Source organism: Streptomyces sp. NPDC003691, from assembly GCF_053981115.1.
This window is the reverse complement of the sequence record NZ_JBSFNQ010000022.1, coordinates 81501-92900: the sequence shown is the minus strand read 5'-3', so window position 1 is coordinate 92900 and position 11400 is coordinate 81501. Positions and strand designations below refer to the sequence as shown.

The following is an 11400-nucleotide window of genomic DNA, read 5'->3' as shown; positions in this document are numbered from 1 at the left end:
GGCCGATGTCGCTGCACTCCTTGGTGTCGAGGGACCCGTCGTCCTCCGGGCCCGGCGGAACCGAGGACGGCGTCGTCAAGGCAGTCGACGGGCTCTCCTTCGACGTCGAGCGCGGCAACCGTTCACCGGGCCGCCCCCCAACGCCGTCCATCCGGCTTCCGCCGGTACGCCGCGACCGCGGCGCCCGTCGTGCGTCAGCCGAACTGCTGCTCCAGGTCCTTCAGCTTCCGCTCCAGGGAATCCAGCCTCGGCAGGGTCATCGTGTCGTCCTCCGCCGTCAGGTCCACGACCTTAGCGTCGGGTGACGCCGAGGTCCCGGCTTCGAGGGAGCGCGCGGATCGAAGCGGCAGCCGTCCGGTTTCTATGGCAGGCTCCGCGACGGTGGCCGAACTCTCCGTCAGCGCCCCCGCCGAACTGCCCGAGTTGCTGGAACCCGCCCCGCCCGCCGGGCTGGAGGTCAGCGCCGGAAGCTCGGGGTCGGGCATGACCCGGCCGCGGCCCCAGGCCCGGTGCTGCCGGTTGAGCGCCTTTATCCGGGCGCGCTCCAGCTTGGCCTGGTCCCGGCTGCGCATCCGGTTGGCCTTCTTCGCCGCCTGCTCCTCACGGACCTCCTCGACCGCCTCGTCCAGCGTCCGCACACCCTCCAGGAGCATCAGCGACCAGGCGTTGAAGGTCTCACGGGGGGCCCGCAGCCACCGGACGACCCGGATCTGCGGCAGCGGGCGGGGCACCAGGCCCTGCTCGCGGAGCGCGGCCCGGCGGGTCTGCTTCAGCGCGCGGTCGAACAGCACCGCGGCCGAGAGCGACATACCGGCGAAGAAGTGCGGCGCGCCCGCGTGGTCGACACCACGGGGGGCGTGCACCCAGTTGAACCAGGCGGCCGCACCCGCGAACGTCCACACCAGAAGGCGGGAGCCGAGGGCGGCGTCACCGTGGCTGGCCTCGCGGACGGCGAGGACCGAGCAGAACATCGCCGCGCCGTCGAGGCCGAAGGGTACGAGGTACTCCCAGCCGCCGGAGAGGTTCAGGTTCTGCCGGCCGAAGCCGACCAGACCGTGGAAGGAGAGGGCGGCGGCAACCGCGGCACAGCAGAAGAGGAGTACATAGGAAGCCGTGGCGTACATGGCTTCCTTGCGCCTGCGGCGCTCCTCACTGCGCTCCCAGGAATCCTCCTGCTCCGTCTTCGCTGCGGCGCTCTTCTTGCCGCGCTGGAGCACGAAGATCGCGACCAGGACTCCCACGAGCATCACGCCGCCGGGAAGCAGCCAGGATAGCGATATGTCTCTCATGTTGTTGGCGTCCCTTTACATCTGCATCGCGGTAGGGCGTTCGGCCGCCATAGTGACCGAAGTCCGGGCGATCCCAGGGGGTTTCGTGGCAAGAGAACGCCAATGGGGCCATACGGCATACGGATAGGTGCGTTTTCCTCGAACTGCCGTCCAGGCAGCGAGAGTTGCGTACGATTTATATCACCCGGAAGGGGGGAGTGACATCCGGAGCGTGACATCGGATCCGGCTCCGTGAAACGGCTCCGTCCGACGGTCCCGGCCCGTCTTCCACTCCGTCCCGCCGGGCCTTTCCCGCGGGGGCGGCACCACGCCCCGAGGCCCCTGTACGCCGGTGGGTCAGGCGTCCGCGAGCAACTGGGCGACCCGGTCGGAATCGCAGGTCCGCGGGCAGGTGACACAGGTGTCGTCCGGGCGCAGTGTATAGAACAGGCAGCAGCTCGCCCGGTCCCGGGTGGGCAGTTGTTCGCCCGCCGGGCCGGAGAGCAGCCGGAAGCCGGGGGTGCCGACATACGGCTTCACCGTGCCCGGCAGCAGTTCCTGAAGCTCCGTCATGGCCCGCCGGCCCTCGCCGAGCGCCTGCCCGACGTACCAGAGCCCCTCCACGATCTCGTCGGTCACCATGCCCCACAGGGCCCGCCGGCCGCGCCGCATCCGCGGCCCGAAGCCGTCCAGCAGGGGTTCCGCGTGCGCGGCGACCGCGGCCCGGACCTCGTCGCGCAGGGCCGCGCCGTCCCGGGCCACCCGGGCGCCGGGCAGCCGGGCCGCGGGATCCCCCGGCAGGCAGACGAAATCGGTGACTCGGTAGGCGACCCGGGTGGGCGACCGGCGGAAGGACACCTGGGCGGGCGTGAGAAGGGGCACCCGGCGGCGCAGAAACCAGGGGACCGTGATCAGCAGCAGGGTGGGCCAGAGATAGCGGTGCAGCCCGAAGGTGGCGATGACGTCCGGCCGGGCCTCCTCGCCGTAGTCCCGGCGCACCTGGTCCACGTCCCAGGCGAGAAAGGCGTCGAGGGCGTCCCCGCCTTCGGCCAGCGCGGTCGCCGGGAACCAGCCGTCGCCCTCGGGCACGGGCTCTCCGGGAGCCAGCTCCCGGAGGGACATGCCGGGGTAGGCCTCCGCCAGCCGGGCGTACGCGTCCGCGACGGGCGAGGCGGGGGCGGGCAACAGCACGGGCAGGGTCATACGGGCCGCCGAATCCACGATCGACTTCAGGTAAGGCTAACCTTACCTGACCTTGTCCCTGTTCAAGGGGTGCCGTTTGAGGCGGGGGGTTCACGCCACGGCATATGCGCGGGGGCGCTTGCGCCGGGTGTTTGACCTGGCGCCCGGTACGCCTATGGTGCATCCAGGACACACCCGGAGAACGTCAACCGGGTCCCGGCAGGCCGGAGGAGGACCCGAGTGGAGCAGGCCCCGACACGGGGTGCGGCCGCGTCGCGCCCCGGAGCCGAGCCCGCCGGACCGGACCCCTCCCGGCCGTCGCCGCCGCGTCCGGAGTCCCCGTCCGCGCCGCCCGCCGGGCCGTGGGTGCCGAGGCAGGCCGGGGCCGTACGGCTCCGGCCGCCGGGCGGCGCCGCCGCGCCGGGTGCCCCTTCGGCCGCGGCCGGGCCTTCGACGGCGGGCGGCCCTTCCGCTGCGGGCGCCGGTCGGGGCACCGCCGCGTCCGACGGCCCGGGTGCCCCGCCCCCGGGGCCCGTATCGCGGACGGCCGGGCCCGGACCGGACGTACCCGCAGGCCCTCCGGCCGGTCACCGCGAGATCCGCCGCCACTCCGTCCGCGGCCAGATCCTCCAGGCGCTGCGCACCGCCCTCCTGGACGGCGACCTGGCTCCCGGGGAGGTCTACTCGGCCCCGGCGCTCGGGCTCCGCTTCGGCGTCTCCGCGACACCGGTCCGGGAGGCGATGCAGCAACTGGCCGCCGAGGGCGCGGTGGAGGTGGTGCCCAACCGGGGCTTCCGGATCGCCGTCCGCAGCCCCCGGGAGCGCGCCGAACTCGCCGAGGTGCGGGCCCTGGTGGAGACTCCCGTCGTCCTGGAGCTGGCCCGTATCCTCCCGGCCGCGGAGTGGGGCGGGCTCCGGCCCGCCGCCGAGGCCGCGGCGGCCGCCGCGGCCACCGGGGACCGCGGCCGTTACGCGGAGGCGGACCGGGTCTTCCACCGCGCGGTGCTGGCTCTCGCCGGCAACGAACAGCTGGTGGCCGTCGCCGACGATCTGCACCGGCGCTCCCAGTGGCCCCCAGACGGGGTCTCCCTCGCCGCCGACGCGGGCCAGCATCTCCGGCTGCTCGACGCCCTGGAGTCCGGCGACGCGGCGACGGCCCGGGTCCTGATCGAAGGTCACTTCGGCCGCACGCCCGGCGGTTGAGGCCGTCGCGGCCACCCTGCCGCGAATTCGGGCCACCCCCTGCGGAGCTCGCCGGGAGCCGAGCCGTGCAGGCTCGCCGTGCCCGGTGGTTCACGCCTGCGCCTCGCCGCGATCCGGCAGCACACGCGTACGTCCCGCCCGGTCCCGGTGGTTCACTCGTACACCCCGCCCTATCCGGCGGCACACGCGCGTACCCTGCCCGGTTCCGGTGGTTCACGCGTACACCTCGCCCGATTCGGCGGCACATGCGCATGCCCGCCCGGTCCCGCCGGGAGCGGCCCCGTGCGCGCATGCCCGGGCCCGCCGGGACCGGGGAGGGAGCTCAGGCCACCGGGGCGTTCGGTGCCGGGACCGGCCGCGGCGGCGGGACGGGGAGCCGGCCCGCCAGCCAGATCGGCACCCCGCCCAGCAGCCGGAACAGCCGCCCGGCCTCGGCCCGCAGTTTGTCCGCCTCGGGCTGGGGCTCGCAGTCGGCGAGCGCCGCCAGCGCCGGCGCGGCCCCGATCAGATAGCCCAGTTCCTCCCGGAGGCGCAGCGCCTCCGAGAAGCCGTGGCGGGCCTCCGCGGTCTCGCCCTCCCACAGGGCGAGCCGGGCCTGGTGGTGAAAGGTGAAGGAGAGCAGCAGCTTGTCCCCGTTGGCGGCCGCGCCCTCGTGTGCCCGCCGGTAGGCGGCCCGCGCGGCCTGGGGGGAGTCGGCGATGTGCTCGGCGAGCAGTCCCCGCCGGAAGTCGAGCAGCGGACGGCTCGGGGAGTCGGGGGACAGCAGGGCGGCGGCCCGGCCGAGCGCGGTCCGGGCCTCGTCGGCCCGGTCGCGCACCCCGAGCACGGTGGCGGCGTAGGCGAGTCTGCCGCGTTCGCAGGCGGCGCCCCCGCGCTCCTCGTCGCTCACGGCCCCCGCCTCGGCGGTCCGCAGGGCGTCCTCCGCCTCGGCCCAGCCCTCGCCGGTGTACATGCACCGCTCGACGAGCAGCCCGACCCGCTCCAGCGCGGCGGCGGGGTCCGCGGCGTGCGGCGCGAGCAGGGCGGCCGCGTCCGTCCAGCAGCCGCGTGAGCGCAGCCGCCATACCGCGGTCTGGAGTGGATCGTCACCGGCTGTCGTCCCGAAACCAGACATGGCGGTATGCGCCACTACGCCCTCCCCGAGCACCCCGTCGAGCTGTTGAGTATGGGGAATCTCAGCATGGATCCGCCCGCCGGGCCAAGGGGTTGAGTGAATCAATTCACAAACTTTCGGCGCCGGGCCGTGTGATGATCCGTGATATTGGCCGACAGGGACCGCCGAAGACGGCCGAAAGGCCCGTCAGCAGCGAGGACGCTTCTCGGGCCGGTGGTGGAGGGGGAGTTGGCGTACGGGAGTGGATCTCCGCGAACAACTGTCAGCAAGGCGGCTCGGGTTACCCGGCGGCGAGGGTGCCGCCCCCGGGCGACGGGCCATCGGAGGACCCCCTTCCGGCCTCCGGACGCCTCCGGAGGGGGTGGTATAGGGGACACCCGGCGCCGGGTGCGGCGGCCGTGCCCCGGGGCCGGGCGGTCCCCGCCCGCCGCGCCCGCCGTGGCCCCGCGTCCGCGGTGACTCCCCGGCCGTACGGCCCGGGCGAGGGTGCGGGGTCCGGACCCGTGACACGGGCCGTCGGCCGGGCCGCCGCGATCCCGCCGCGGGTGCCGTGCCCGCGGCGGCCGGACGCGCCGTGCCCGGCCGGTGGTGCTACGCCGGGTGGAACACGGCCTCGCCGGACGCCGTCACCGCCGCCTCGTCGCCGGGGGCGAACCCCGGGGCGCCGGTGGCGCGGACCGTCACCCGGCCGGTGTCCGGGACGTCGAGGAGGATCAGCGCGTCGTGGCCGTGGTAGCGGACCTCGGTGACCAGACCGCGTACCCCCGGCCCGGTGGCCGCGGGATCCGCCGGTACGGGCGCCAGCCGGAGCTGCTCGGGGCGGAGGACGACCGTTCCCGGGCCGTCGGCGTCCGCCGCGACCGCGACCGTGCCCAGGGCGGTACCGGCCCGTCCGCCGGCGGCCCGTGCGGGCAGCACCACGGCCTCGCCGACGAAGGAGGCCACCCAGGGGTCGGCGGGGGCCGAGTACAGCTCGTGCGGCGTACCGCACTGGGCGACCCGGCCCTCGCGGATCACCGCGACCCGGTCCGCGCAGGACAGCGCCTCCTCCTGGTCGTGGGTGACCAGGACGGCCGTCGCGCCCGCGGTCCGCAGCGCGCTCCGGATATCGGAGCGCAGCCCCGCGCGCAGGGCGCTGTCGAGGGCGTTGAACGGTTCGTCGAGGAGGACCAGCGCGGGCCGGGGGGCCAGCGCCCGGGCGAGGGCGACCCGCTGCTGCTGGCCGCCGGAGAGTTCATGGGGCATCCGGTCGCCGTACTCGGCGAGGCCGACGAGGCCGAGCATCTCGGCCGTACGGGCCCGGCGTTCGGCGCGGCCGGTCCCGGTCAGCCCGAAGGCGACGTTGCGGGCGACGCTGAGATGCGGGAAGAGGGCGCCCTCCTGGGCGACGATGCCGACGCCGCGCCGCTCCGGCGGTACCCGGACACCGGGCCCGCTGATCACCCGGTCGCCCAGGGCGACCTCGCCCGCGTCGGGCGCGATGAAACCGGCGATGATCCGCAGCAGGGTGGTCTTGCCGCAGCCGGAGGGGCCGAGGACGGCGGCCAGCTCCCCGGCGCCGACGGTGAGGTCGAGGCCGTCGAGTACGCGGTCGCCGCGCCCGTACGAACTGGTCACGGCACGGACGCTCAGTCCGGCCGGGCCCGGGTCACGGGGGGCGGCCGGATCGGTCACGGAGGTCATGAGCGCCTTCCGAGCAGATAGGAGGGGACGGCCGCGATCAGCACGATGGCCGCCGCGTACGGCGCGGCACCGGCGAACGCGCCCGCGCCGGTCTCGGTCCACAGCCGGGTGGCGAGCGTGTCGGTACCGGTGGGCCGCAGCAGCAGGGTCGCGGGGAGTTCCTTCATGATGACGACGAAGGTGAGGGCGGCGCCGGCGCCGATACCGGGCGCGGCGAGCGGGACGGTGATCTCCCGCAGCACCTGGAACGGCCGCCGCCCGAGGGAGCGCGCGACGTCCTCCAGGACCGGGGGCGCCTGGAGCACGGCGGCCCGCGCGGAGGCCACCGCCACCGGCAGGAAGAGCACCACATAGGCGGTGATCAGCAGCGGCAGCTCCTGGTAGACCGGGTAGGCGTACCGTACGGCGAAGAACACCAGGGCCAGTCCGACGGTGATGCCCGGCACCGCGTGGCCCGCGTACACCGACTGTTCCAGCAGTCCGGCGAGCCGGCCCCGGTAGCGGGCGGAGAGCACTCCGACCGGCAGGGCGAGCAGGGTGGTGACCGCGGCTCCGACGGCCGCCACGGTGACCGTCGCGACGGTGGCGTCCAGCAGCTTCTCCCCGTCGAAGCCGGAGTTGCCGATGGTCAGCCAGTAGCCGAGGGTCGCCAGGGGGAAGGCGACGGCCGCGGCGGCGACGGCGGCGCACCAGCCCAGCGCGGGCGCCGTCCAGCGGCCCAGACGCAGTGGCACGGGCGGCCGGGCACTGCCCCGGCCGGTGCGGGCGTGCCCGGCCCGGCCCCGGGTCCGGTTCTCCGCCAGCACCAGCAGCACCGTCATCACCACCAGGACACAGCCCAGCACCGCGGCCGGGGTGCGGTCGAAGCTGGCCTGGTAGGAGGCGTGGATGGCGCGGGTGAAGGTGTCGTAGCGGGTGATGGAGACCGAGCCGAAGTCGGAGAGCACATACAGCGCGACGAGGATCGAACCGCCCGCGGCGGCGGGCCGCAGCTGCGGCAGGGTGATCCGGACGAAGGTGCGGAACGCGCCGCTGCCGAGGGAGCGGGCGGCCTCCTCCTGCGCCGGGTCGATCCCGCGCAGGACCGCGGCGACCGGCAGGAAGACATAGGGGAAGCAGGCGAACGTGAGAGTGATCGCCGCGCCGGGCAGCCCTTCCAGCGACGGGAACGCCGAGATCCAGGTGAAGGCGGCGACATAACTGGGCACCGCCAGCGGCAGGGTGGCCAGAACCGCCCAGGCACGGCGGCCGGGCAGTGTGGTGCGGACGGTCAGCCAGGCCAGCGAGATGCCGAGCACCAGGGAACAGGTGACGACGATCGCGGTGAGCCAGAGGCTGCGGCCGAGGAGTTCGAGGGTCCGCTCCTCGGTGACGATGTCCCAGGCGAAGCCCCGGCCGCGCTCCAGGGCGCGCACGCCGAGATAGCCCAGCGGCAGCAGCGCGATCAGCGCGGCCGCCGTGGCGGGCAGCAGCAGGACCAGCGGGGGCATACGCCGACCGGCCGCCGCGCGGGGCGCGGCAGCCGGGGTGCGCACGGACCGGGTGGTGTCGGTGCTCAAGGCGGTGGTGTTCTCGTCTCCGGTGACGGGGGAGTCCGGCGGGACCCGGACGCCTCGGCGGCGTCGGCGGGCCCGCCGGACTCAGCGGCCTCGGGGTGACGGCAGGTCTCAGACCATGCCGGCGGCGCGGATCATCTCCAGCGTCTTCTGGAGGGAGTCCAGCTTGCCCAGGTCGATCTTGGGGGCCTTCAGGGACGACAGCGGCGGCAGTCCGGCGACCGGCGAGGCGACTCCGGCGACCAGCGGGTACTCCTTGGTCTCACCGGCGAAGTACTGCTGGCCCTCGTCGGAGAGCAGGAAGTCGACCGCCTTCTCGGCCGCCGCGCTCTGGCCGCCGTCCTTCAGGACACCGACGCCCGCGACATTGACCAGGGCGCCCGCGTCGCCGCCGGGCAGGAAGTGGATCTTGGCCTTGAGCTTGTCGGCGCCGACCTCGGCGGCCTTCTCGTACCAGTAGTAGTGGTTGATCAGGCCGAGGGCGACCTCGCCCTTGTCGACGGCGTCGAGGATCGCGCCGTTCTTGTCGTACGCCTTGGCGCCGTTCGCCTTGAAGTCCTTCAGCCACTTCTCGGTGGCCGCGTCGCCCTCCAGGACGCGCATCCCGGTGACGAACGCCTGGAAGGAGGCGTTGGTGGGCGCGTAGCCGACCTTGCCCTTCCACTCCGGCTTGGTCAGGTCCTTGACGCTGTCCGGGGCCTTGGCGGCCTTGTCGGGGTTGTATGCGATCACCCGGGAGCGGCCGGAGACGCCGACCCAGTCGTCCGCGCCGCTGCGGAAGGCCGCGTCGACCTTGTTGAGCGACTTCTCCGGGAGCGTCGCCAGCAGCCCGGCGTTGGAGAGCGCGCCGAGGGCGCCCGCGTCCTGCGAGAAGAAGAGACCGGCCTTGGTCTTCTTGCCCTCCTCCAGGATCTGCGCGGAGAGTTCGGCGCTGTCGCCGTAGCGGACCTCGACCTTGGTGCCGGTGGCCTTCTCCAGCTTCTCGATCAGCGGGGAGATCAGCTTCTCGTTGCGGCCGGAGTAGATGACCAGTTCGTCCGCGGCCTGCGCCTTGGCGCCGTCCTTCTTGTTGCTCTTGTCGCTCTTGTCGTCGGAGCCGCAGGCGGCCAGGACCGGGACGAGAAGCGCGGCGGATATGCCGAGGACGGTGGCCCGGCGGGCGAGCGGACGGCGCATGGTTGCCTCCTGGAGGACCGTGATGACCGGACGGGCGGAAGCCGGGCCGTCGCACGGGATGAAGCCCGTGCGGGGGGATGCACGGGAAACGGACGTCCCTATAAATATGGTGAGCCTTGCCTTACTGTCAATTTCCGGCCAAGGAGTGGTCAAGTCAACCCCCGGGACGGGCCCGGTCCGGACCGGCCGCGAGGTGATCGTTCCAGATGGGCGCGGTGGCCGGGGTCTGCCGCAGCCGCCCCTTCCGGATGCTCCGGAATCAGCCACCCCAGCCATTTCCGTCACCCCGGCGGTCCCGTCTTTCCGGCGGTCCCGTCACCCCGGTCGTCCCGGTCGTCCCGGTCGTCCGGTCACCCCGGCCGTCCCGCTGGCTCCGGCGGAACGGCCCCGGGCGGACCACCACCGCTCAGCTCATCCGCAGCGCCAGGAAGAAGTCCAGCTTGTCCTCCAGCCGGGCCAGGTCCCGGCCGGTGAGCTGTTCGATCCGGCCCACCCGGTAGCGCAGCGTGTTGACATGCAGATGGAGCTGGGCCGCGCACCGGGTCCACGACCCGTCGCAGTCGAGGAACGCCTCCAGGGTCGGGATCAGCTCGGCCCGGTGCCGCCGGTCGTACGCGCGCAGCGGGTCGAGCAGCCGTGCGGTGAAGGCGCGGCGGACGTCGTCCGGGACGAACGGCAGCAGCAGTACGTGCGAGGCGAGTTCGTGGTGCCCGGCCGCGCAGACCCGGCCGGGACGGGCCGCGGCGACCCGGCGGGCGTGCCGGGCCTCCTCCAGGGCGCCGCGCAGGCCCTCCGCCGAGGAGACCGCGGCGCTGACGCCGATGGTCAGCCGCCCGTCCTCGCCCAGCCCGGCGGACAGCGGTTCCCGTACGGCCGCCAGCAGGGCCTCCGCGTGCAGGGACTCCTCGGTGGCGGGTGTGTCCCCGGTGGGCGGCAGAGCCGACAGCGGTACGAGGGCGATGGCCTCGCCGCCCGTGTGGGCGACGGCGATCCGGTCGGCCGGTTCGGCGCCCTGGGCCGCCGGATCGACCAGGATCTCCTCCAGCAGGGCCTGGGCCACCGGGCCGGTGTCGAAACCGGCGTCCGGCCCCCAGTCGACGCTCGCCACCACGGTCTGCCAGTGCGGCGCGGTGTCCAGGCCCGGCAGCAGTACCGGTGCGGCCACCCGCAGCCGGGCGGCGATCTCGGCGGGCGCCGCACCCGCCTGGACCAGCTCCAGTACCTCCTGGGCCAGCCGGCGCCGGACCGTACGGGCCGCGTCACGCCGGTCCCGCTCGACCGCGATGAGCTGGGTGACGCCCTGGAGGAGGTCGAGCCGGGCGGCCGGCCAGTCGGCCGCGTCCGCCTCGACGGCGAGCAGCCAGTCGGAGAGCACGGTTTCCCGGACGTCCCCGGACCCCGCGGCCCGCTCCGCCGCCCCGCCCCCGGCACCGATCGGGAAGAGGGAGTACGCGGTCCCCTCCACGGTCACCCGGTGGGGCGCCCGGCGCCCGGCCCGGCCGGCCGCGAGATGCTCGGCGGCGAGGGCGGTGGCCACGGCCGGGGGCAGCGCGTCCGCGCCGGTCCCCGGGCCCGTACCGGTATCCGTGCCGGTGCCGGCCCCCGGGCCCGTACCGGCATTCGTGCCCGCGCCCGTGTCCCGGCCCGCGTCCGTGCCGCTGCCTCCGGCCGCCGTGCCGATGCCCGGCCCCGCGATCCGCCGCCCGGTGGGGGAGAGCAGCCACGCCCTCAGGTCCAGATCGGAACCGAGGAGCCCGAGGACGACCTCCGGTCCGCCGCCCGCCGCGCCGGAAGTCATCATCCGCCGGTGCCGGTCCACCACCGCCGCCAGATCGCCCGCCCGCTCGCCCGAGACCTGGCGCACCACGTACTCGGTGATGGTGGCGAAGGCGACCGACTCGTGGACCGCGAACAGCGGCAGCCGGTGCCGGGCACACGCCTCCACCAGATCGTCCGGCACCCGGCCCAGCTCGGCCTCACCGGCCGCCAGCCCCGCCACCTGCGCCTGCGCCAGGATCCGGACGAACGGCTCCGAGTCCTCCGGGGCGTGCCGCCAGGCCAGCCCGGTGAGCACCAGCTCTCCTCCCGAGAGATAGCGGCTCGGGTCCCGCAGATCCGTGGTCATGACCCCGCGCACCGCGCGGTCCAGTTCACCGTCCCCGCCGAGCAGCCGCAGGCCCAGCCCGTCGTTCTCCAGCAGTGCGCGCAGCCGCATTCC

Annotated in this window: 8 protein-coding genes; 1 reads left to right on the top strand and 7 read right to left on the bottom strand. The window is 74.5% G+C overall.

What is annotated here, in order from left to right:
* Window positions 1-194 precede the first annotated feature (194 nt).
* Both ACWDR0_RS13865 and ACWDR0_RS13860 read right to left on the bottom strand, forming a co-directional pair.
* Window positions 195-1289, bottom strand: a complete 1095-nt coding sequence (locus ACWDR0_RS13865; RefSeq protein ID WP_456351877.1) for a DUF2637 domain-containing protein — start codon at window positions 1287-1289, stop codon at window positions 195-197.
* A 336-nt stretch (window positions 1290-1625) separates the two neighbouring features.
* Window positions 1626-2471 (bottom strand): (2Fe-2S)-binding protein, encoded by an 846-nt coding sequence (locus tag ACWDR0_RS13860; RefSeq protein WP_456351876.1) that lies wholly within the window; start codon window positions 2469-2471, stop codon window positions 1626-1628.
* 219 nt (window positions 2472-2690) lie between these two features.
* On the opposite strand from ACWDR0_RS13860, the gene ACWDR0_RS13855 reads away from it, so the two are divergent.
* Complete coding sequence (locus ACWDR0_RS13855) at window positions 2691-3653, top strand: GntR family transcriptional regulator (protein WP_456351875.1); 963 nt, start codon at window positions 2691-2693, stop codon at window positions 3651-3653.
* A 322-nt stretch (window positions 3654-3975) separates the two neighbouring features.
* On the opposite strand, the gene ACWDR0_RS13850 is transcribed toward ACWDR0_RS13855, so the two are convergent.
* From ACWDR0_RS13850 to ACWDR0_RS13830, 5 genes are all read right to left on the bottom strand, one after another.
* Entirely contained in the window at window positions 3976-4767 is a 792-nt protein-coding gene (locus ACWDR0_RS13850) for a hypothetical protein (RefSeq protein ID WP_456351874.1), read from the bottom strand.
* A gap of 591 nt (window positions 4768-5358) precedes the next feature.
* The gene (locus ACWDR0_RS13845) at window positions 5359-6450 is read right to left on the bottom strand and encodes an ABC transporter ATP-binding protein (protein WP_456351873.1); all 1092 of its coding nucleotides are present in this window, start codon (window positions 6448-6450) and stop codon (window positions 5359-5361) included.
* Window positions 6447-7940, bottom strand: coding sequence for an ABC transporter permease (locus ACWDR0_RS13840; RefSeq protein WP_456351880.1), 1494 nt, complete (start codon window positions 7938-7940; stop codon window positions 6447-6449). The genes ACWDR0_RS13845 and ACWDR0_RS13840 overlap by 4 nt, the downstream gene beginning before the upstream one ends.
* 177 nt (window positions 7941-8117) lie before the next feature.
* Entirely contained in the window at window positions 8118-9182 is a 1065-nt protein-coding gene (locus ACWDR0_RS13835; RefSeq protein WP_456351872.1) for an iron ABC transporter substrate-binding protein, read from the bottom strand.
* Window positions 9183-9588: 406 nt separating this feature from the next.
* Entirely contained in the window at window positions 9589-11397 is a 1809-nt protein-coding gene (locus ACWDR0_RS13830; RefSeq protein ID WP_456351871.1) for a PucR family transcriptional regulator, read from the bottom strand.
* Window positions 11398-11400 lie beyond the last annotated feature (3 nt).

What these genes read in the sequence shown, in the direction of transcription:
- ACWDR0_RS13845 (WP_456351873.1), bottom strand. Translation starts at nt 6,450, where the DNA reads ATGACCTCCGTGACCGATCCGGCCGCCCCCCGTGACCCGGGCCCGGCC.
- ACWDR0_RS13835 (WP_456351872.1), bottom strand. Translation starts at nt 9,182, where the DNA reads ATGCGCCGTCCGCTCGCCCGCCGGGCCACCGTCCTCGGCATATCCGCC.
- ACWDR0_RS13830 (WP_456351871.1), bottom strand. Translation starts at nt 11,397, where the DNA reads ATGCGGCTGCGCGCACTGCTGGAGAACGACGGGCTGGGCCTGCGGCTG.
- ACWDR0_RS13860 (WP_456351876.1), bottom strand. Translation starts at nt 2,471, where the DNA reads ATGACCCTGCCCGTGCTGTTGCCCGCCCCCGCCTCGCCCGTCGCGGAC.
- ACWDR0_RS13865 (WP_456351877.1), bottom strand. Translation starts at nt 1,289, where the DNA reads ATGAGAGACATATCGCTATCCTGGCTGCTTCCCGGCGGCGTGATGCTC.
- ACWDR0_RS13850 (WP_456351874.1), bottom strand. Translation starts at nt 4,767, where the DNA reads ATGTCTGGTTTCGGGACGACAGCCGGTGACGATCCACTCCAGACCGCG.
- ACWDR0_RS13840 (WP_456351880.1), bottom strand. Translation starts at nt 7,940, where the DNA reads ATGCCCCCGCTGGTCCTGCTGCTGCCCGCCACGGCGGCCGCGCTGATC.